The organism is Ruegeria sp. AA3 (assembly GCF_056542905.1).
In genome coordinates this window covers 1-19,441 of sequence record NZ_JBQGAQ010000017.1, presented here as the reverse complement: position 1 = coordinate 19,441, position 19,441 = coordinate 1, and the positions used below count along the sequence as shown (strand labels likewise).

The window sequence follows — 19,441 nt, the reverse complement described above, 5'->3', positions numbered from 1 at the left end:
CCCCATGTCCAAAACTCAACGCACCCGTGAGATCTGCGCGCTGGCCCCGATCGTCCCGGTTCTGGTCGTGGATGACGCCGCCCACGCCCGCCCGTTGGCCGAAGCCTTGGTCGCCGGAGGCCTCCCGGCGCTTGAAGTCACCCTGCGCACCCCCGCCGCGCTCGACGCTATCCGCGCGATGGCCGACGTCCCTGGTGGCGTAGTAGGTGCGGGTACATTGGTTACCCCTGACGATGTCCGCGCTGCCAAAGAGGCTGGCGCGCAATTCGGTGTTTCACCGGGCGCAACCGATGCCCTGATCGCCGCCTGCGAAGCCGAAGGCCTGCCCCTTCTTCCCGGCGCGGCTACCGCAAGTGAAGCCATGGCTCTGCTGGAGAAGGGCTATGACATGCTGAAATTCTTTCCTGCCGAAGCCTCGGGCGGAGCGCCCGCCCTGAAAGCCATCGGCGCGCCCTTGCCGCAGATCACCTTCTGCCCAACCGGTGGCGTATCGCCGTCAAATGCCCTCGATTACCTGTCTCTATCGAATGTTGCCTGCGCCGGAGGCAGCTGGGTCGCGCCCAAACAAATGGTACAAACTGGCGACTGGGCTGGAATCGAAACACTTGCGCGCGAGGCCGCCATCCTGGTGGATTGACGTCGCAGGGCGAAACGCTAGGGTAAGCCTCAATTCAGACAGGTTGCCCTCATGACAAACCAAATCTCTCTCGCGCAGGGGCGCGAGTATCTGGCGATCCCTGGCCCCTCGGTCATGCCAGACGCGGTGCTACAGGCGATGCACCGTCCGTCGCCCAATATCTATGACGGCGAATTGATTGAGATGATGCCCGCGCTGACGCATGACCTGAAACGCGTTGCCGGGACCCAGCACAACGTCGCCATCTACATCGCCAACGGCCATGGTACGTGGGAGGCCGCGCTCTCAAACGTGATCGCCCCCGGCGAAACGGTGCTGGCCCCGGCCTCGGGCCGCTTCACCCACGGTTGGGCCGAGATGGCCGAGGGCATCGGTGCCAAGGTCGAATTGATTAATTTCGGCATGTCCTCACCCTGGGATCTCGAGCGCGTCGCCGAAGCATTGCGCGCCGACTCCAGTCACAAAATCAAGGCCGTGCTTGCGGTCCACGTCGATACCTCCACATCGATCCGCAACGATATCCCGGCGCTGCGCGCCTTGCTCGGCGACCTCGACCACCCCGCATTGCTGATGGCTGACTGCATCGCATCCATGGGCTGCGACCAGTTCGAGATGGACGCCTGGGGTGTTGACGTCACTGTCACGGCTTGCCAAAAGGGGCTGATGACCCCGGCAGGGACCGGCTTTGTCTTCTTCAACCACAAGGCGCAAGCCAAACGCGCCACAATGCCCCGAGTTTCGCAATATTGGGACTGGCAGCCGCGCGCCAATCCAGATCTGTTCTACCAGTATTTCAACGGTACCGCACCAACCCACCACCTGTATGGACTGCGCGCCGCGCTTGACCTGATCCACGGCGAAGGGATCGAACAGGTCTGGGCCCGCCACAAACACCTGGCAAAGGCGATCTGGGCCGCCTGTGAGGTCTGGGCGAAAGGCGGTGCGCTGCAATTCAACGTCGCCGATCCGGCTCATCGAAGCCACGCCGTCACTGCCCTCCGCCTGACTGAAGGGCGTGGCACGTCGCTGCGCAGCTATACCGAAACCCAACTGGGTCTGACGCTGGGCATCGGTCTGGGAATGGAAGACTGGGACGGCTGCTTCCGCCTTGGCCACATGGGACACTTAAACGCCCAAATGGTCATGGCCATGCTGGGTGGCGTCGAAACGGCGATGGCCGCGCTCGACATTCCCCGCGGCAAAGGCGCGCTTGAAACCGCCGCCGCGACTCTGGCCGCCTAGGCGCTGATCCGCTTCTTCATCTGGCCATAAATATCTTCGGGGGGGATCGTGCGGATGCGCGATGGGGGGCAGACAGCCCCCCTACACGGCCCGAGCCTTCGCCAACGCCCCGGGCAAAGCGACCTCAAACGCCGCCATCTCTGTCTCTCCCCCGCAACTCACCCGAATGCACCTGTTCTGAGGCGCGGCAAAGGGCATCCGCACGAACACGCCTTGTTCAACGAGCGAGTCCAAAACGGCCTTGGCAAACGCCCCATCCCGCCCACAACCAATCGCCACAAAATTTGTCGCAGACGGCAAAGGCTCCAGTCCATTCGACCGAGCAATCTCTCCAATGCGGTCCCGAGACCTTGCAATCCGCTCCTGCACCTGCGTCAGCCAATCCTCATCCTTTAGCGCCGCCAATGCCCCTGCCTGCGCGGTCCGGTTCATGCCGAAATGGTTGCGCACTTTGTTGAAGCTCGCCATCAGCTCGGGCGAGCCGATTGCATAACCCACCCGCGCCCCGGCCATGCCATAGACCTTGGAAAACGTCCGCATCCGGATCACACGTGGATCATCGGCAGCGACAGATGCAGCGGTACCTTCAGGCGCGCATTCCACATATGCCTCGTCGAGAACCAGCAAACTGCCTTGAGGCAAAGCTTCCATCGCAGCCATGATATCCGCACCTGAATGCCAGGTTCCCATCGGATTGTCAGGATTAGCCAGATAGACCAACTTTGCGTCCACCTCTGCCGCTTTAGCAATCAGCGCTGCCGGGTCTTCGTGATCGTCGCGATAGGGAACCTTGTGCAAAACCCCACCAAACCCGGCCACGTGGTAATTGAAAGTCGGATAAGCTCCGTCCGAGGTCACAACTGCATCGCCCGGACCAACCAGCAGGCGCACCAGATATCCCAGTAACCCGTCAATGCCTTCTCCAACCACAATGTTCTCGGGCGCAACCCCGTGATACGCCGCCAACGCATGGCGCAGATCGTAATTCTCGGGATCGCCGTACATCCAAACCTCACCCGCCGCCCGTTGCATCGCCTCTATCGCGCGTGGCGAGGGGCCAAACACGCTCTCATTTGCACCGATCCGGGCGATAAAGGGCGCGCCACGCTGACGCTCCTGCGTTTCGGGGCCGACAAATGGCACGGTTGCGGGCAGGGATTGGGCAAGCGGGGTGTAACGAGGACCGGTCATGGCGGCAGATAAGCGCAACCGCCGCAGTGGGGCAAGCCTTGCACGCAGATGCAATCACAGTCAGTGTGCCCGCAACCGCAGTTCGGAGGCGTCATGCGTTATATACTGGCACTTATCCTTATCGGTCTTGCATATCTCGTGTTCTGGCCGGTCCCGGTTGACCCGGTGGCCTACGAGCCACCCGAACCGCCCGGATTCACGGGCGATTTCGCCGAAAACAACTATCTCGACACTGCGCAGTTGATCTCGCTACCGGCGGGGGAGATTGGCCCAGAAGACATCGCAGTGATGCCAGACGGCGCGGTTTATACCACCGGCCAATCCGGCACCCTCTATCGCATCGACGGTGATCAACCGGCCGAGGTCGATCAACTTGGCGGCCGCCCCCTGGGTCTGCGGGCGGGACCAGATGGCGCGCTTTATATCGCCGACAGCTTTCGAGGGCTGATGCGCTGGGCCGGGCCCGGAACGCTGGAAACACTGGTCTCCGAGATCGATGGCGCGCCTATCATCTATGCCAACAACCTCGACGTGGCACAGGACGGCACGGTCTATTTCTCGAACTCCTCAAACCGGTTCGATCCTGAAACCATGGGCGGCACCAAACCCACCTCGGTCATGACGATCTGGGAGCAATCGCCAACCGGCTATGTGGCACGTTATTCGCCTGACGGCACTGCCGAAAAGATCACCGAAGGGTTCGTCTATACCAACGGCATTGCTCTTTCATCGGATGAAGATTTCTTGTTGATTGCCGAAACGGGTCGGGCAAGGGTGCACAAGCTGTGGCTGGTCGGCCCCAAAGCCGGAAAACAAGAGGTTCTTTTGGATAACCTGCCAGGCTATCCGGATAACATCAAAGCGCAAGGTGACGGCACCTATTGGATGGCATTCGCCAGCCCGCGCGTGCCTGCAGAAAAGCTGATGCCCTATCCCTTCCTACGCAAGATAATATGGCGGTTGGGACCCAAGGTGCGCCCCGCGCCGATCCACCGCGGTATGCTGGTACAGTTTGATGGTGACGGAACCATCCTGCGTACGCTGCAAGACCCCCAAGGGCGGCTGGGCATCACCACTGCGGGCCAGGCGGCTGGCGACCAGTTCTATGTAATGACACTGGACTCTCCTTGGTTTGGTCGGATGCCGATCGCCGATTTGCCCTGACGTCGTTGTAGCGCTGTTTGCCTCTTACTGTCATGCTTGACGCAACAAAGAACGCACCGGAGGTCCCATGTCTCGCGTATCCGTCGAATACAAAGATCACATCGCCCATGTCACGCTGACACGCGGCGACAAGATGAACGCGCTGGACGATGCGATGATCAAGGCGATCCTCTCGGCGGGGCAAGAGGTCGCCGCGGCCGACATCCGGGCGGTGGTGCTGTCGGGAGAGGGCAAAAGTTTCTGCGCTGGGCTCGATATGGCCAGCTTTGCCAGCATGGCCCAAACAGACCCGACCGAATGGCTGATGACCCGCAGCCACGAAGATGCCAATGAGTTGCAGGAGATTGCCCTGATCTGGCGGCGTGTCCCGGTCCCGGTAATCTGTGCCATTCAGGGCGTGGCCTATGGCGGCGGCCTGCAGATCGCGCTGGGTGCGGATATCCGCATCGCGCACCCCGAAGCCAAGCTGTCGGTGATGGAGATGAAATGGGGTCTCATTCCCGACATGGGCGGGATGGTGCTGCTGCCTGAACTTGTTCGCTCCGACGTTCTGCGCCTTCTGACCTATACAGCCCGTCCGATTGGTGCACCGCAGGCCGCAGATTGGGGGCTGGTGACGAAACTCTCGGATGACCCGCTGATCGAGGCACTTGCGCTGGCCGAGGACATCGCGGGCAAAAGCCCCTCGGCGATCCGCGCCGCCAAGCGTCTGATCGATGTAGCCGAAACCCGAGACCGCGCAGATGTGTTGATGGCCGAATCCTCTGAGCAGGTCGACCTGATTGGAAAGCCAGATCAGATGGAGGTTGTCATGGCGCAGATGCAGGGCCGCAAGCCCGAGTTCAAGTAGTCACCGCATAAAACTGCGCCGCGCATCGCGGGCCATATTATATCGCATCTCCAGATCGGCGACGCGGGACATCGCCGACTTGCGCTCTTCGGGATCCGTCAGAACAGCGTAATCCTTGCGTGCCGCGTCGAGCTGTTTCTTGATGTTGAACTCTTCCGGCAGAACCCCGGCCTGCGCCATGATCCGGTGACCAGCGGCAATGGCAGGATCACCTTGCGCCTCACTTGAACGGTCAGGAAGCGGCGCACCTTCGCCTTCAAGCCCCTGTAGCTGGCCCTCGGCCTGTGCCTTCTTAATCTGGCGTTCCACCAGTTTTCCAAGCGATCCGAACATGTCTGTATTCTACTGCCTGTGACAGTCTGGCGAAAGGGATTACCGCAATCTGTTTGTCACGACATACGCTATTCCGCCGGCCAAAAGCCCCCAGACCGCCGCACCCAATCCAAAGACCGTGATACCAGAGGCGGTGATGACCAAGGTCAGAATGGCCGCCTCGCGCTCGGCAGGGATATCCAACGCGGCATGCATGGCGTTGGCCATGACCCCGATCAGAGCAACCCCTGCCAGAGTACCCATCAGCAATGGGTTGGCATGGGCAGCAAAGCTTGTGATTGCCACCGCAAAGACGCCGAACAGGCAGTAAAACACACCCCCGATTACGGCGGACCAATAGCGCTGCGCCGGGTCAGGATGGCTGTCCTCATTGGAACACATCGCCGCGGTGATCGCAGCCAGACAGGTTGCGGGCGCTCCAAAGGGGGCCGAGAGCATGCTTGCGCCACCGACGGATGACAACAACCGGCCGGGAACTGGATCGAAGCCAAAGCTGCGCATCACAGCGACGCCGGGAATGTTCTGTGTCGCCATCGTGACGATAAACAGCGGTACGCCGATTCCGATGGCAGACGCGACCGAGAAGGATGGCATGGTCCAGACCGGAGCAGCGATCAGACGATCTGGCATCAATTGAGCATCTCCGGCGTTCAGCGACACAATGATAGCCGCTGCGACCACAGCTGCCGGAACCGCGATCAACCGATTGAAGCGGCCCGCAATAAACCATGTTAGGATTACCGGCAACGCCTGCCATGGGATCTCGACCGCCGCTTTGAATGGTACAAGGCAAAGCGGCAAGAGTACGCCTGCCAGCATCGCTTGCGCCAGAGTGATTGGGATTGCTGCAGCCAACCGACCAAGCGGTTTCCACAGCCCTGCCAGAACGGTCAGGGCTCCGGCGCAAAGGAATGCGCCGATTGCGCCTGAAAACCCTTCGACCGGTGTAGCAGACACGGCCAGCAGCGCGACACCTGGCGTGGACCAGGCAACGCTGATTGGTAGCTTGTGAAACAGGCTCAACACAATGGCGGCCAGCCCCATAGCGATGGCTGCACTCATCAGGCCCGAGGCGGCTTCCTGCGATGAGGCTCCCATCGCGTTCAGCCCCTGCAACACAATTGGGAATGAGCTGAAGAACCCGACGATGGCCACGACCAGCCCGGTCGAAATGGTCTGCATTGGGGGAAATGCGCGTGTCATCCTGTCCTCGGCTATAACCACCCGCACTTGCTAACAATCACAAGCTGCTGCGAACAAGGTGAAATACGTCATTGCACAGTAAAAACCCGCCGGGAGAACGGCGGGTTTTTGAACTTTGAGCGCTTATGAAAAGTAGAGGATCAGGCGATCTCGGCCAAACGTGCAAGCGCCTCGTTCAGCTTGGCTTCTTCTTCCTCACGGGCCGCAAGGTTGGCTTTGGCTTCGGCAACAACCTCTTCCGGAGCCGAAGTCACGAATTTCGGGTTGTTCAGTCGCCCGCGCAGACCACCAAGCTCTTTTACTAGCTTGCCCATGGCTTTCTCCAGCCGTTCCTTTTCCGCGCCGATATCAATGATGTCCGCGAGCGGCAGGCCAAAACTCGCACCTGGGGTGGCAATCGAGATGGTCCCCTTGGGCAATTCATCGGCCTTGGTCAGGCTGTCGATCCGCGCAAGACGCTTGATCAGCGCCTCATTGCGGTCCCATGCAGCCTGCCCGTGGGCGTCGATTTCGGTCACCAGCATCGGCACGTAGAGGCCGGCTGGAACCCGCATCTGCGCGCGGGCTGAACGGGTGTTTTCGATCACCGAGATTACCCAGTTCATCTCACGATCCGCTTCCGCGTCGACCAGTTCGGTGCCGTAAGTTGGCCAGTCGGCGTGGACGACCATCTTGGCGCGGCTGCCGGTCAGGCCCCACAGCTCTTCGGTGATGAAGGGCATGATCGGGTGCAGCAGGACCATGCACTGATCCAGAACCCAGCGCATGGTGGCGCGGGTCTCGGCCTGTGCCTCGGCGTCGTCGCCCTGCAGCAGCGGTTTGGACAGTTCGACGTACCAGTCGCAGACCTTGCCCCAGACAAAGGCATAAAGCCCGTTGGCCGCGTCGTTAAAGCGATAGCTTTCCAGCGCTGCATCGACTTCTTCCCGCACGCGGGCGGTTTCGCCCATGATCCAGCGGTTCACGGCGGCTTTGGGTTTAAGGTCGGCGATGTCCAGTTGCGGAACGTCGTCGGTAAAGACCTTGTTCATTTCGGCAAAGCGGACGGCGTTCCACAGCTTGGTGCCGAAGTTGCGATAGCCGGTGATGCGCTCTTTGGACAGTTTCAGCACGCCGCCAATCGCCGCCATTGAGGCGTTGGTAAAGCGCAGCGCGTCGGCGCCAAATTCGTCCACGATCTCCAGCGGGTCGATGACGTTTCCGGTGGTCTTGGACATCTTCTTGCCCTTCTCGTCGCGGACGAGTTGGTGCAGGTAAACGGTGTGGAACGGGATTTGATCGACCACGGCCAGTTGCATCATCATCATCCGGGCGACCCAGAAGAACAGGATGTCGAAGCCGGTGATCAGAACGTCCGTAGGGAAGTAACGCTCCAGCTCTTCGGTCTGCTCAGGCCAGCCCAGCGTGCCGATGGGCCAGAGGCCGGAGGAGAACCAGGTGTCGAGCACATCGGGATCGCGCCAGACCGGATACACCAGCTTGGTCGGGTCCTGTTCGACGGCGTACTGAGCAAGGCTTTCAGCGAATTGATGGATGGCCGCATGCTTGTCGGCGACCTCAATAACGGTCGCATGGCTCAGCGGGCTGGGGATATTGGCATTGTCGTCCAGGAATTTATCGACAACGGCGTCAAAGTTGGGTGCACATTCCATGACGTTGCCACGGTGGAGCATGCCGCCCTCGTTCAGCAGACGTCCCAATTCGACTAGATCAAGGTCGCCGTCGTTTTCGTCGTCCTTGAAGTTCTCAGCCGATAGATCAAGGCCATACCAAACCGGAATCTGATGTCCCCACCAGAGCTGGCGAGAGATGCACCACGGTTCGATGTTTTCCAACCAATGGTAATACGTCTTTTCACCGGACTCGGGGATGATCTTGACGGTGCCGTCCTTGACCGCATCCAGTGCAGGGCCAACGACCTTTTCAGCATCGACGAACCACTGATCGGTCAGCATCGGCTCGATCACGACTTTTGAGCGGTCGCCGAATGGCTGCATGATTGGTTTGGATTCGACTAGCGGAACGGTTTTGTCCGCGCCTTCGTGGTCCGGCTTCAGCGCGGTCGATCCCAGACGCGGGTCATCAGCACGGGTCATGACTGCCAGACCTTCGCTGGTGATCTCGTCGATCACTTTGGCACGCGCCTCGAACCGGTCCAATCCGCGCAAGTGGTCGGGAACAAGGTTGATCGCGTCGATCTCACCTTCGGTAAAGGATTGACCGCGCGCGTATTGCCCGGCTTTGTAAGCCTCGTTCGCGTAGGGTACACCATCGGCCCGCATGTGCCCGCTTGTATCCATCAGGCGATACAGCGGAATGCCGCCACGTTTGGCGACCTGATAGTCGTTGAAATCATGCGCACCGGTGATCTTCACCGCGCCCGAGCCGAAATCGGGATCGGGGTAATCATCGTTAATAATCGGGATCTGACGGCGATGCTCTTTCGGACCAACCGGGATTTCGCAAAGCTTACCGACGATGGGGGCATACCGCTCATCCGATGGGTGAACCGCAACTGCGCCGTCGCCCAGCATAGTCTCTGGGCGGGTCGTGGCGATCGAGATGTAATCGCGCTCTTCCTCAAGCACGATGTTTCCGTCCTCGTCCTTCTCGACATAGGTATAGGTCTCGCCCCCGGCCAACGGGTATTTGAAGTGCCACATGTGGCCGGCGACTTCGATATTCTCGACTTCCAAGTCCGAGATCGCGGTCTCGAAATGCGGGTCCCAGTTGACCAGACGCTTGCCGCGATAGATCAGACCTTTCTCGTACATTTCGACAAAGACCTTGATGACCGCGTCGTGGAAATTCGCAGAATTTTCGTGTCCAGTACGCGGATCGCGCGGCGCGCCAGCCATGGTGAAAGCGTTGCGTGACCAATCGCAGGACGACCCTAGTCGTTTCAACTGTTCGATGATCGTGCCGCCGTATTCGCCTTTCCATTCCCAGACCTTGTCCAGAAATGCCTCACGCCCCAGTTCGCGCCGACCAGGTTGCTGAGTGGCCGCCAGCATCTTTTCGACCTGCATCTGCGTGGCGATACCAGCGTGGTCCTGACCGGGCTGCCACAGAGTGTCGAAGCCGCGCATCCGGTGCCAACGGGTCAGAATATCCTGCAACGTGTTATTGAACGCATGGCCTACATGCAAGGCCCCCGTCACGTTGGGCGGCGGGATCATGATGGTAAAGCTCTCGTCGCGCGATTTGTTCGCGCCTGCCTTGAAGGCTCCGGCCTGTTCCCAGGCCTGATAGATGCGGGCCTCGGCCTCGGCCGCGTTGAATGTCTTTTCCATCGCCATGGGATGCGTCCTGCGTCAACAAATTCGGGTCAGCGCCTGCAATAGCGAATGGACGCGGGAAGGGGAAGGCCCTGCGCGGCAGTCAGGCCAGTCTCAGCCGGGATTCGACGGGGCCTGATCGTAAAGCTGCAGTTTCTCGCTGGCCCCCTGAGCCATCGCCTTGGCCTGATCGGCGCGAATGCGCGCATGAAGGTCCAGAGCGTCTTGTGCAAACAATTCCTTCGGCGCCGGGATGTGAATGAAATTCCCCACCCGGTCTTCGCCGCGCGCCACAATGGCGTAGTCACGGTCGGCGACCTTTTGCTGCGCGTTGGGGTTGAGATAGCGGATGGCCAGACCGATCCGACGATCATCCGACGCGTTTGGACCTGATCCGTGGATCGTCAGCCCGTGATGCAGTGACATCTGACCGGGCTGTAGCTCGATATGCGTCTTGTCCTCATCTGCAACGTCCACTGCAACTTCCTGCCCACGCGACAGCAGGTTGTTGTCGGAAAACGTATCATTATGCGGCAGGATCGGATTCTTGTGGCTGGCTTTCACAAAATCCATGCAACCGCTTTCGACTGTTGCCGGGGACAGGGCGATCCATGCGGTCAACTGGTCCGAGGTTTCACCCATCCCCCAATAGGTCAGGTCCTGATGCATGCCCACCACCTGCGTCGTACGCGGTTCCTTGATGAACAGTTCAGCCGACCACAGCAGCAGATCGGGACCCAGCACACCTTCGACCACGTCCAGAACGCGCGGGTCCAGAGCAATGCGCGTGGCCAGTGGCATCACCACATGCGCGTTGATGCGTTTGTACATGTTCAATGGCAGTGGCAGGTCCGCCTTGCGCCAATTGGCTTCGACATCTTCCAACTCGGCACGGAACCCAGCGGCTTCTGCGGCAGAGAACACAGGGATCGGATAGATAAACCCATCTTCCCAATAGGCCTCGGCGCTTTGGCTGCCCAATCGGCCATTCGTCAGCTTGATTTCTTTGGGCATGGAAACCTCCACTCGACTGAATTTGGGTTCAGCCTAGACGCGGCCAAGATCGGCGCACAACGCTGTTTCCAGACATGAATGTCGCTTTCAGACTGTGCGGAGTTAATTTTTCAGCTACTGGACAAGGTCTTCCTTCACGCTAGGGTCGCGCATTCAGGCAGCCAGAGGATCATCCCATGGAAAAATTCGGCAAAAGCCAGCCCGTCAAACGAACCGAGGATCAGCGGTTTCTGACCGGGCAGGGGCGGTACATGGATGATGCAGTGCCCGAGGATGCCCTGTTTGCTGCTTTCTTTCGAAGCTCTGTGGCGCATGCCTCGATAACTGCGCTGGACCTTGAAGAGGCGCGTGCGGCTGATGGGGTGCATCTGGTCATGGCACTCGAGGATCTGACCGATGCCGGGATCGATACAGTGATGAATGCCACCACGGTTGCCAACCGCGACGGCACTCAAGGCGCAGCGTCCGAGCGGAACATGTTGGCCAAGGATCGCGTGCGTTTCGTCGGGGAACCCGTTGCGGTCGTCATTGCCGACTCATTGTTGCAGGCGCGCGATGCAGTCGAATTGATCTGGATGGAAACCGAAGACCTGCCGGTCAAGACGGATGTCGCTGCGGGTGGGGAACCTTTGCATCCACAAGCCCCCGACAACCGCGCCTTTGACTGGGGGTTGGGTGATGAGAAGGCGACAAATGCGGCCTTTCAGTCTGCGGCGCGCACCGTCGCGCTGAACGTGCATGACAACCGGGTCATCGTGAGCTCGATCGAACCGCGTGGCTGTCAGGCCGATTGGTCGGGTAGCCGTTTGCATTTCTCCTATGGCGGGCAGGGCGTCTGGGGGATGAAAGCGCAACTGGCACATAAGCTGAAAATGGATCCCGAGGCGATCCGCGTTACTACGTCCGATGTCGGTGGCGGATTCGGTATGAAGGCGATGCCTTATCCCGAATATTTCACCATTGCTGTTGCTGCTATGAAACTGGGCCAGCCCGTGCACTGGATGTCGGACCGGTCCGAAGCGATGTTGTCCGATCACCACGGCCGTGACCTGACCTCGCTGGCGGAACTCGCATTTGATGCGGATCACAAGATCACCGCTTACCGGGTCCACAGCAAGATCAACCTTGGTGCCTATAACAGCCACTTTGCGCAGGCCATCCAAACCCAATTGTTCAGCCGCGTTCTGATGGGCGTCTACGATGTGCAAACCACCTATTTGCGGGTCGAGGGCTTCTACACCAATACCACTCAGGTTGATGCCTACCGCGGCGCAGGTCGACCCGAGGCGATCTATGTGCTGGAACGCGTGATGGACCGCGCTGCGCGCGAGCTGGGCGTCGATCCGTGGGAGCTGCGGCGCAAGAATTTCATCCGACCCGAAGCTTTCCCCTACAAGACCGCAACCGGTGAAACCTATGATGTGGGTGAGTTCGACATGGTCCTCAGCCGCGCCGCCGAACAGACCGCCGGTTTTGAGGCCCGCAAAGCGGCGGATGCCGAAAATGGCCTGATCCGGGGACAGGGTCTTTGTTACTATATCGAAAGTATTTTGGGGGATCCTTCGGAGGGGGCAAAGATCGAGTTTTGCGAGGATGGAACGGTGAACCTCTATGTCGGCACGCAGTCCAACGGGCAGGGGCATGAAACAGTCTATGCCCAGTTCCTGTCAGATCAGACGGGCATTCCGGCGCACCGGATCAATGTTGTGCAAGGTGACACGGACAGGCTGGCGCAAGGTGGCGGGACTGGCGGGTCACGCTCGGTCACGACCCAAAGCAACGCGACACTGGTGACGGTTGATACGATGATTGCCGCATTCACGCCCTATCTTGCGGATAAGATGGGGGTCGAGGAAAGCGATGTGACCTTCGACCATGAAACCTTCCGCGCGCCGGGGTCCAACCTGACCCCCACGCTGACCGAGGCGGCTGAGATGGCGCGCGCAGACGGGCGCACCGATCTGTTGCAACACGAGGCGCGCGCCAAGTTAGAGGCGCGCAGCTATCCCAACGGCGCACATGTTGCTGAAGTTGTTATTGATTCTTTCACTGGTGAAACATGGGTCGATCGCTACACGGTCGTGGATGATTTCGGTAACCTTATCAATCCGATGCTCGCCGAAGGGCAAGTGCATGGAGGAGTGGTGCAGGGCATCGGTCAGGCGCTGAATGAACATGTTGTGCATGATGCCGAGGGGCAACTGCTCACGGCATCGTTCATGGACTACGCCTTGCCCCGTGCGGCGGGGATACCCATGATAGAGTTTACCTCGGTGCCAATTCCATCAACCGCCAACCCAATGGGGATGAAAGGCTGTGGCGAGGCCGGCACCGTGGGCGCATTGGCCGCTGTGGCAAACGCGGTTCAGGATGCGCTCTGGGATCACGGGGTGCGGCAGGCGGATATGCCTTTCACACCTCATAGAGTTTGGGAATTGTTGACGCATGGTTCTGTCGCGGCTGAGTAGAAAGGTACTTGGATGGCTCGGGCGGCCTCTGCGGTCCGAGCACTCGGCCGAAACACGCCATCGCGAACCGATCAGCCATGTCATCATCCTTGATGGCACCATGTCGACACTTGAACCGGGTTATGAAACTCACGCCGGCCAGACCCTGCGTCTGTGCTGCGAGATGGGCAGCAAGGTTTCGGTCTTCTACGAAGCCGGTGTGCAGTGGGAAAGCTGGAAATCCACTATGGACGTGATGATGGGCCGGGGCATCAACCGCCAGATCAGACGCGCCTATGGCTACCTCGCATCTCGCTATAAGCCCGGCGACAAGATCTTTTTCGTCGGCTATTCACGCGGCGCCTACGGGGTGCGCAGCCTTGCGGGTGTGATTGACGCGATCGGGCTGCTCAAGGCCGAACACGCTACTGTTCGCAATATCAAACAGGCCTACCGACATTACGAATGCACCGCCAATGGCAAGGCGGCGGCTGAATTCCGGCAAGCCTTCTGTCACGAGGATGTCGCCATCGAGATGGTCGGTGTCTGGGATACGGTCAAAGCGCTGGGCCTGCGCCTGCCGCTGCTCTGGCGCTGGGCCGAGGAACGCCACGCCTTCCACAACCACCAGCTTGGCCCCGCCACCCGCCACGGTTATCACGCCATGGGTCTGGACGAGACCCGCGAGGTGTTCGAGCCGGTATTGTGGAAATGTACCCCCGATTTTAAGGGCCATATCGAGCAGGTCTGGTTCCGCGGCACCCACGGCGATGTCGGAGGTCAGCTGAACGGTTTCGAAGAAGCCCGCCCGCTCAGCAACATCTCCCTGATCTGGATGTTGGATAAGGCCGAGCTGCACGGCCTGCCCTTGCCCGAAGGGTGGCGCGACCGTTTTGCCACCGACCCCCACGCCCGTTCGGTCGGCACGTGGCGCGGCTGGGGCAAGATCTTCCTGCTGCGGAAACATCGCAAAGTGGGGCGTGACCGGTCAGAGAAGCTGCATGTTTCGGTCTCACCCGATGAACTGCCCCGATGGGTGCCGATGCCGGATTTGCCGTCACACCCGGCGCAGTGAAAGGCTGATCGTGTGCCGGCGGCTCCAAGATCACCGACAATTCAATGTCAAGTTCGAGCCCTTTTCGACCGTTTCCGCGCCGCCGACGGGTATCGGCTTTAGGCGGAGGGTATCGGGAAGGTTGAGAACGCATCGTCCTGCGGCGCGTATCCCAGAACCTTGCAGGTTTCAGTCAAATCAAGTCGCTTAAATCGATTGTTGGAGATGCCATGTGCAATGAAACTCCAGTTGATCTCAGCTTGGATGGCGCGATCAATCAGGTGAGTTGTATCACGATGACTAAGCCACGCGCTGAGATCGCGCTTGGTTTCAAGCGGCGGGCCGTCAGCAGGCTCGAACGCTCCAATTCGTAATGACACGCAGGACATGCCGTGTCGCGTCGCATAGAGTGAACACAATGCTTCTCCATAACACTTGGAGACACCGTAGAGATTAGCCGGAGCAACCGCCATCCCCGGCACGATTTGCCGGTCTACAGGGTATCCTTCTATTGTTTGCGCGCTGCTGGCGAAGACGAAGCGACTGACGTTTGCTTTACGAGCTGCTTCAATCAAATAAGTTGTCGCCAATATGTTGGCGGGCAGCACATCGTCAAACTCTGCGTTTGGGTCAGGTATGCCTGCGAGATGCACGACGGCATCCACGCCTTGGCACAAACCTTCTGCTGTATTTGCATCAGAAAGATCAGATTGTACAAAGCGATGCGGACCCGAAACGGGTTTCGTGGGTTCCTTCATATCAGTCAGCACAAACTGGTAGTGCTCCTGATAAGCGGTAAAAAATGCCTGACCGATCCGACCCGAGGAGCCTGTTACTAAGATCTTCCGCAATTTGTTTCCCCACAAATGTTATGCCTCGGCGGAACGTTCTAATGAGATCACGAGCCGAAGGAAAGTGGACCTTCAGTTGACTTTGTCCTTCGGTAGCAAAGTCCGCACAGCCGACGCTCCAGTCTAAAACACCCTCGCAGTTTTCAGCGAGGGTGTTTTCTTTGTAAGAGCTCGTTAAGCCTTGTGTCGTCCCCGACTATGCAGCGCTTCCGGTAAGAGGCGTGGCGAAACGCCTGCGCCCTTTTCACGTTCTATAGTAAAGATTTAGGTTCTTGTGTTCGCTATTATCGCCGACGGTCGCGACGCGAGCTCATTGGCTGGAACGCCACGCCCACATGCGCCTCGCAATAAGGCTTGCCCGCCTCAACCGGAAGGCCGCAGAACCAGAAATCTTCGGTCGCGGGGTCGCCGACGGGCCATTTGCAGGTTTTCTCGGTCAGCTCCATCAAGGTCAGCTTCTTGGCTTTCTTTTCAACCTCGTTGACCTTCGCCAGCGCCTCGGGGCTGATCTCGTTCGCTGAGGGCTGCGGTGGCAACGGCTGGCCGGCCGGAATGATTTGGCGGCGAGCAGGGATAGGGGGTTTCGCTTCCGGAGCAGGCGCCGGGCGGGCCGGTTCTGTTTTGGGTGCCGGTTTTGGCTTGGCCTCGGCCTTGGGCGCGGGCGCCGGTTTTTCCTTGGGCTCGGTCTTTGCCGGGCTGGCGCCGGTTGCACGGTTCGACAGACCCAGACGGTGAACCTTACCGATCACCGCGTTGCGGGTCACGCCGCCCAGTTCCTTGGCGATCTGGCTGGCCGACTGGCCCTCGCCCCACATCTTTTTCAGCAGCTCTACACGCTCGTCAGTCCAGGACATCATTTGCCTTTCAAAAGCGGAAAGCGGCCCCGGATTCGGGCCGCCTTGGGAATTCGTCTCAGCCCCCTATTCTAAACACTGCGGCCCGAGTTACAAGCGGTCTTCGAATCAGGTATGGGGCAGACATGCAGAATCTCATTGATCAGGACGCGCGCCGCTTTGGCGCGGTGAATTGGATGGGCCTCTATACTCTGGCGCAGCGCGAAACCCTGCGGTTTTTGGCGGTGTGGACGCAGACCTTACTAGCCCCGCTGGTGACTGCCGGTTTATTCCTGCTGATCTTCAACATTGCCATCGGCCCCAGCCGGTCGGATGTGATGGGGGTGCCGTTCCTGACCTTTCTGGCACCCGGCATCATGATGATGACGGTGATCCAAAACGCCTTTGCCAATACTTCGTCCTCGATGGTGATCGCCAAGGTGCAGGGCAATATCGTGGACACTCTGATGCCACCGCTGTCGCCGCTGGAAATCCTGCTGGGTTATCTGGCTGGCGGCATCGTTCGCGGTGTCCTGATCGCCCTTGTCGTTGCAACTGCGCTGGCGCTTGTTTTGGGTATCGTGCCGAAAAACCCGTTGATCGCACTGACCTTCGTGGTTCTGGGCGGGGCCTTCATGGGCGCTCTGGGCCTTTTTGCCGGCATATTTGCCAATAAGTTCGACCAGATGGCTGCGATTACTAACTTTATCGTCACGCCACTGGCCTTCCTGTCGGGCACTTTCTATTCGGTCGAGGCCCTGCCGCCGGTGCTGAACCGGCTCAGCCATGTGAACCCGGTCTTCTACCTGATCGACGGGTTGCGACATGGCATGATTGGTGTCTCTGACAGTTCGCCTTGGCTGGGGATGTTGATTTGCACGAGCGCGACCGTGCTGGTTGGCGCGCTGACCTGGCAAATGTTGCGTACGGGCTATCGGCTCAAGGCCTGACGCTGTCGCGCCTCACGCCAGACTAGGATTAGGCCACCAGTGAGGATGATGGCCGATCCGATCATGCTGACGCTTTCCGGGACAACCTGAAACACGGCGAAATCATAGAGCGCGGCGAATATCAGCGTGGCATAGCTGATCGGTGCCACAAAGGACGCATCTGCCCGCGCCATTCCGTTGACGAAACAGGCCTGAGCGCAGGCCATCAACACGCCGATCGCCGCCAAGGCTGCCCATTGCTGCGGGGTCGGCATCTGGAACACAAAGCTGACCGCAACCGTTGCAATGGTCAGCCCCATCGCGTTGTTGATCAGCAAGATCTGAATTGGAATTTCGCGGCCAGAAAGTTTCTTGATGAAAATCAGCTCCATCCCAATCACTGCGGCCGCGGTTAGGGCCAGCAAGGCGGCGGGTTGAAAACTCGCGGGTGTTGGGCGCAACAGCACCAGTGCACCGATCAGCGCTACAATGGCTGCCATCCAGCGCCACGGGCCGACGCCTTCTTTCAGCAGCGGGATCGCCAGCACCATCGCAAAGACCGGGTTCAGGAAGGATATTGCCGTCGCATCCGCAATCGGGATGAACGCAACCGAGGCGAACATCAACGTAATCCCTAGCCAACCAAAACTTGTCCGGCCGACATGCAGGCCCCAATGGACACGCCCGAGGCGCGGGCGCAGGATTCCAACGGTCGTGACGATTACCAGAAAGGCAAACAGAAACCGCCCGTGGCTGATCTGCATTGGATTCAGCGCAGGCCCAAGAACATCTGTGCCCAGCGCCTTGGCTAGTAATGTGGTGCCTGCCAGAATCGCGCTGGCCACAAGAATCAACAGGGCTGCAAGGGCAGGGTTCTGGCGTATCGGAGTCATGGCCCACCCGTGCGTTAGCGCAGGACAAATGGCAAGCAGCAAATCCCGGTCTCAGAATGATTTTTGCCTTATTCGCAAAAACGGGGTTTTCAGACTAAATGTACACCGCTATACGACCCGCAATGATCAAAGCCGCACATATCCTGCGACTCCGACGCCGACGCTTTACTGCGTAACCGGCCCGTTTGATCTATTTGCGCTGTCTAAATCCGCGCAATCCCCACCAAATCAGTTGACGACCATGGCCCCAGTGTATCACTCACAGGGCTCAAGCTATTCGAAAAGGATGATCCGATGATCCCGTCCGTTCTGCCGACTTATAATCGTGCGCCCCTGACATTTGTGAAGGGCGAAGGCGCCTGGCTGACCGAGGCGGATGGCCGACGTTTTCTGGACCTTGGCGCGGGTATCGCGGTGAACGCGCTGGGCCATGCGCATCCAGCGCTGGTGGCCGCGCTGACTGAGCAGGCGCATGCGCTGTGGCATGTCTCGAACCTCTACAACATCCCGCAACAGCAGGCGCTGGCTGACAAGCTGGTTGAACATACCTTTGCCGATACGGTGTTCTTCACCAATTCGGGCACAGAATCCTGCGAACTGGCTGTGAAAATGGCCCGCAAGTATTTCTATGACAAAGGTCAGGCCGAAAAGGTCGAGATCATTACCTTCGATGGCTCATTCCATGGCCGTTCCTCGGCAGGTATCGCTGCCGCAGGGTCCGAGAAGATGACCAAAGGCTTTGGCCCGCTACTGCCCGGCTTCGTGCACCTGACATTCGGAGATCTCGATGGCGTCACCAATGCGATCAACGAGAATACTGCCGCGATCATGATCGAGCCGGTTCAGGGTGAAGGCGGCATTCGCCCAGTCCCCGACGCCGAGCTTAAGGCTCTGCGCCAGATTTGCGATGACAACGGCCTCTTGCTAATCCTCGACGAAGTTCAGTGTGGCGTGGGCCGCACCGGCAAGCTTTTCGCCCATGAATGGGCCGGTATCACACCGGATATCATGATGGTCGCCAAAGGTATCGGCGGCGGTTTCCCTCTGGGCGCGGTCCTTGCCACCGAAGAGGCCGCCAGCGGCATGACCGCAGGCACCCACGGCTCGACATACGGTGGTAACCCGCTGGGCTGCGCCGTGGGCTGCGCGGTGATCGATCAGGTTGCGACACCCGCCTTCCTCGAAGGCGTCAATCGCAAGGCTGGCCTGTTGCGCCAGAAACTCGAAGGTCTGATCGCCGATCACCCCGAGGTATTCGAAGAGGTACGTGGCTCTGGCCTGATGCTTGGCCTCAAATGCAAGCCGACCAATATCGACGTGGTCAACGCAGGCTATGATAACGAAGTCATCACCGTTCCCGCCGCAGATAACGTCATACGCCTGCTGCCCCCACTTACGCTATCCGAGGACGATATCGCCCAAGCCATGATCCGCCTCGACAAAACCGCCGAACAGATCGAATCCCAGCTCGCGACCGCCTGAGCTTCATCTTTTTCAAAATACTCCGGGGGTCCGGGGGCAG

Annotated in this window: 16 protein-coding genes; 8 read left to right on the top strand and 8 right to left on the bottom strand. The window is 59.4% G+C overall.

Translation table 11 applies throughout. The features are described from left to right. Positions 1–4: 4 nt before the first annotated feature. Positions 5–637, top strand: coding sequence for a bifunctional 4-hydroxy-2-oxoglutarate aldolase/2-dehydro-3-deoxy-phosphogluconate aldolase (locus tag ACR0JR_RS20625; protein ID WP_480457858.1), 633 nt, complete (start codon positions 5–7; stop codon positions 635–637). 51 nt (positions 638–688) lie between these two features. Next, complete coding sequence (locus tag ACR0JR_RS20620; RefSeq protein ID WP_480457857.1) at positions 689–1,879, top strand: pyridoxal-phosphate-dependent aminotransferase family protein; 1,191 nt, start codon at positions 689–691, stop codon at positions 1,877–1,879. Positions 1,880–1,960: 81 nt separating this feature from the next. Here the strand turns inward: ACR0JR_RS20620 and ACR0JR_RS20615 are convergent, their stop codons facing one another. Beyond that, positions 1,961–3,070, bottom strand: a complete 1,110-nt coding sequence (locus ACR0JR_RS20615) for a pyridoxal phosphate-dependent aminotransferase (protein WP_480457856.1) — start codon at positions 3,068–3,070, stop codon at positions 1,961–1,963. A gap of 93 nt (positions 3,071–3,163) precedes the next feature. Between ACR0JR_RS20615 and ACR0JR_RS20610 the strand changes: the two genes are divergently transcribed. Both ACR0JR_RS20610 and ACR0JR_RS20605 read left to right on the top strand, forming a co-directional pair. Continuing rightward, a complete protein-coding gene (locus ACR0JR_RS20610) occupies positions 3,164–4,234 on the top strand; it encodes an SMP-30/gluconolactonase/LRE family protein (RefSeq protein ID WP_480457854.1) in 1,071 nt (356 codons plus the stop codon). A gap of 67 nt (positions 4,235–4,301) precedes the next feature. Beyond that, on the top strand, positions 4,302–5,084 hold the full coding sequence (locus tag ACR0JR_RS20605; protein WP_480457852.1) for a crotonase/enoyl-CoA hydratase family protein: 783 nt from the start codon (positions 4,302–4,304) through the stop codon (positions 5,082–5,084). Here the strand turns inward: ACR0JR_RS20605 and ACR0JR_RS20600 are convergent, their stop codons facing one another. The 4 genes from ACR0JR_RS20600 to ACR0JR_RS20585 form a co-directional block, all read right to left on the bottom strand. Continuing rightward, positions 5,085–5,417: a DnaJ family domain-containing protein gene (locus ACR0JR_RS20600; RefSeq protein ID WP_170779394.1), complete on the bottom strand. Its 333-nt coding sequence runs from the start codon at positions 5,415–5,417 to the stop codon at positions 5,085–5,087. Positions 5,418–5,456: 39 nt separating this feature from the next. Further along, positions 5,457–6,620 carry a benzoate/H(+) symporter BenE family transporter gene (locus ACR0JR_RS20595; protein WP_480457851.1) on the bottom strand — a complete coding sequence of 388 codons (1,164 nt, stop codon included), beginning with the start codon at positions 6,618–6,620 and terminating at the stop codon, positions 5,457–5,459. A gap of 140 nt (positions 6,621–6,760) precedes the next feature. Next, positions 6,761–9,919 carry a valine--tRNA ligase gene (locus ACR0JR_RS20590; RefSeq protein ID WP_480457850.1) on the bottom strand — a complete coding sequence of 1,053 codons (3,159 nt, stop codon included), beginning with the start codon at positions 9,917–9,919 and terminating at the stop codon, positions 6,761–6,763. Between the two features lie 93 nt (positions 9,920–10,012). Beyond that, the gene (locus ACR0JR_RS20585) at positions 10,013–10,912 is read right to left on the bottom strand and encodes a phytanoyl-CoA dioxygenase family protein (RefSeq protein ID WP_480457849.1); all 900 of its coding nucleotides are present in this window, start codon (positions 10,910–10,912) and stop codon (positions 10,013–10,015) included. Between the two features lie 176 nt (positions 10,913–11,088). Between ACR0JR_RS20585 and ACR0JR_RS20580 the strand changes: the two genes are divergently transcribed. Continuing rightward, positions 11,089–13,380 (top strand): xanthine dehydrogenase family protein molybdopterin-binding subunit, encoded by a 2,292-nt coding sequence (locus ACR0JR_RS20580; protein WP_480457847.1) that lies wholly within the window; start codon positions 11,089–11,091, stop codon positions 13,378–13,380. Next, positions 13,358–14,434, top strand: coding sequence for a DUF2235 domain-containing protein (locus ACR0JR_RS20575; RefSeq protein WP_480457846.1), 1,077 nt, complete (start codon positions 13,358–13,360; stop codon positions 14,432–14,434). The genes ACR0JR_RS20580 and ACR0JR_RS20575 overlap by 23 nt, the downstream gene beginning before the upstream one ends. Before the next feature lie 98 nt (positions 14,435–14,532). On the opposite strand, the gene ACR0JR_RS20570 is transcribed toward ACR0JR_RS20575, so the two are convergent. Both ACR0JR_RS20570 and ACR0JR_RS20565 read right to left on the bottom strand, forming a co-directional pair. Next, positions 14,533–15,264, bottom strand: a complete 732-nt coding sequence (locus ACR0JR_RS20570; RefSeq protein WP_480457845.1) for an NAD-dependent epimerase/dehydratase family protein — start codon at positions 15,262–15,264, stop codon at positions 14,533–14,535. Between the two features lie 284 nt (positions 15,265–15,548). After that, positions 15,549–16,118, bottom strand: a complete 570-nt coding sequence (locus ACR0JR_RS20565; protein ID WP_480457910.1) for a GcrA family cell cycle regulator — start codon at positions 16,116–16,118, stop codon at positions 15,549–15,551. Between the two features lie 125 nt (positions 16,119–16,243). On the opposite strand from ACR0JR_RS20565, the gene ACR0JR_RS20560 reads away from it, so the two are divergent. After that, complete coding sequence (locus ACR0JR_RS20560) at positions 16,244–17,047, top strand: ABC transporter permease (protein WP_480457844.1); 804 nt, start codon at positions 16,244–16,246, stop codon at positions 17,045–17,047. Here ACR0JR_RS20560 and ACR0JR_RS20555 read toward each other — a convergent pair. Next, a complete protein-coding gene (locus ACR0JR_RS20555; protein WP_480457842.1) occupies positions 17,029–17,919 on the bottom strand; it encodes a DMT family transporter in 891 nt (296 codons plus the stop codon). The genes ACR0JR_RS20560 and ACR0JR_RS20555 overlap by 19 nt on opposite strands. A gap of 294 nt (positions 17,920–18,213) precedes the next feature. Between ACR0JR_RS20555 and ACR0JR_RS20550 the strand changes: the two genes are divergently transcribed. Next, entirely contained in the window at positions 18,214–19,401 is a 1,188-nt protein-coding gene (locus ACR0JR_RS20550) for an acetylornithine transaminase (RefSeq protein WP_480457841.1), read from the top strand. The last annotated feature ends 40 nt before the right edge of the window (positions 19,402–19,441 follow it).

What these genes read in the sequence shown, in the direction of transcription:
- ACR0JR_RS20595 (WP_480457851.1), bottom strand. Translation starts at nt 6,620, where the DNA reads ATGACACGCGCATTTCCCCCAATGCAGACCATTTCGACCGGGCTGGTC.
- ACR0JR_RS20600 (WP_170779394.1), bottom strand. Translation starts at nt 5,417, where the DNA reads ATGTTCGGATCGCTTGGAAAACTGGTGGAACGCCAGATTAAGAAGGCA.
- ACR0JR_RS20580 (WP_480457847.1), top strand. Translation starts at nt 11,089, where the DNA reads ATGGAAAAATTCGGCAAAAGCCAGCCCGTCAAACGAACCGAGGATCAG.
- ACR0JR_RS20590 (WP_480457850.1), bottom strand. Translation starts at nt 9,919, where the DNA reads ATGGCGATGGAAAAGACATTCAACGCGGCCGAGGCCGAGGCCCGCATC.
- ACR0JR_RS20555 (WP_480457842.1), bottom strand. Translation starts at nt 17,919, where the DNA reads ATGACTCCGATACGCCAGAACCCTGCCCTTGCAGCCCTGTTGATTCTT.
- ACR0JR_RS20575 (WP_480457846.1), top strand. Translation starts at nt 13,358, where the DNA reads ATGGTTCTGTCGCGGCTGAGTAGAAAGGTACTTGGATGGCTCGGGCGG.
- ACR0JR_RS20565 (WP_480457910.1), bottom strand. Translation starts at nt 16,118, where the DNA reads ATGTCCTGGACTGACGAGCGTGTAGAGCTGCTGAAAAAGATGTGGGGC.
- ACR0JR_RS20560 (WP_480457844.1), top strand. Translation starts at nt 16,244, where the DNA reads ATGCAGAATCTCATTGATCAGGACGCGCGCCGCTTTGGCGCGGTGAAT.
- ACR0JR_RS20620 (WP_480457857.1), top strand. Translation starts at nt 689, where the DNA reads ATGACAAACCAAATCTCTCTCGCGCAGGGGCGCGAGTATCTGGCGATC.
- ACR0JR_RS20615 (WP_480457856.1), bottom strand. Translation starts at nt 3,070, where the DNA reads ATGACCGGTCCTCGTTACACCCCGCTTGCCCAATCCCTGCCCGCAACC.
- ACR0JR_RS20610 (WP_480457854.1), top strand. Translation starts at nt 3,164, where the DNA reads ATGCGTTATATACTGGCACTTATCCTTATCGGTCTTGCATATCTCGTG.
- ACR0JR_RS20625 (WP_480457858.1), top strand. Translation starts at nt 5, where the DNA reads ATGTCCAAAACTCAACGCACCCGTGAGATCTGCGCGCTGGCCCCGATC.
- ACR0JR_RS20550 (WP_480457841.1), top strand. Translation starts at nt 18,214, where the DNA reads ATGATCCCGTCCGTTCTGCCGACTTATAATCGTGCGCCCCTGACATTT.
- ACR0JR_RS20585 (WP_480457849.1), bottom strand. Translation starts at nt 10,912, where the DNA reads ATGCCCAAAGAAATCAAGCTGACGAATGGCCGATTGGGCAGCCAAAGC.
- ACR0JR_RS20605 (WP_480457852.1), top strand. Translation starts at nt 4,302, where the DNA reads ATGTCTCGCGTATCCGTCGAATACAAAGATCACATCGCCCATGTCACG.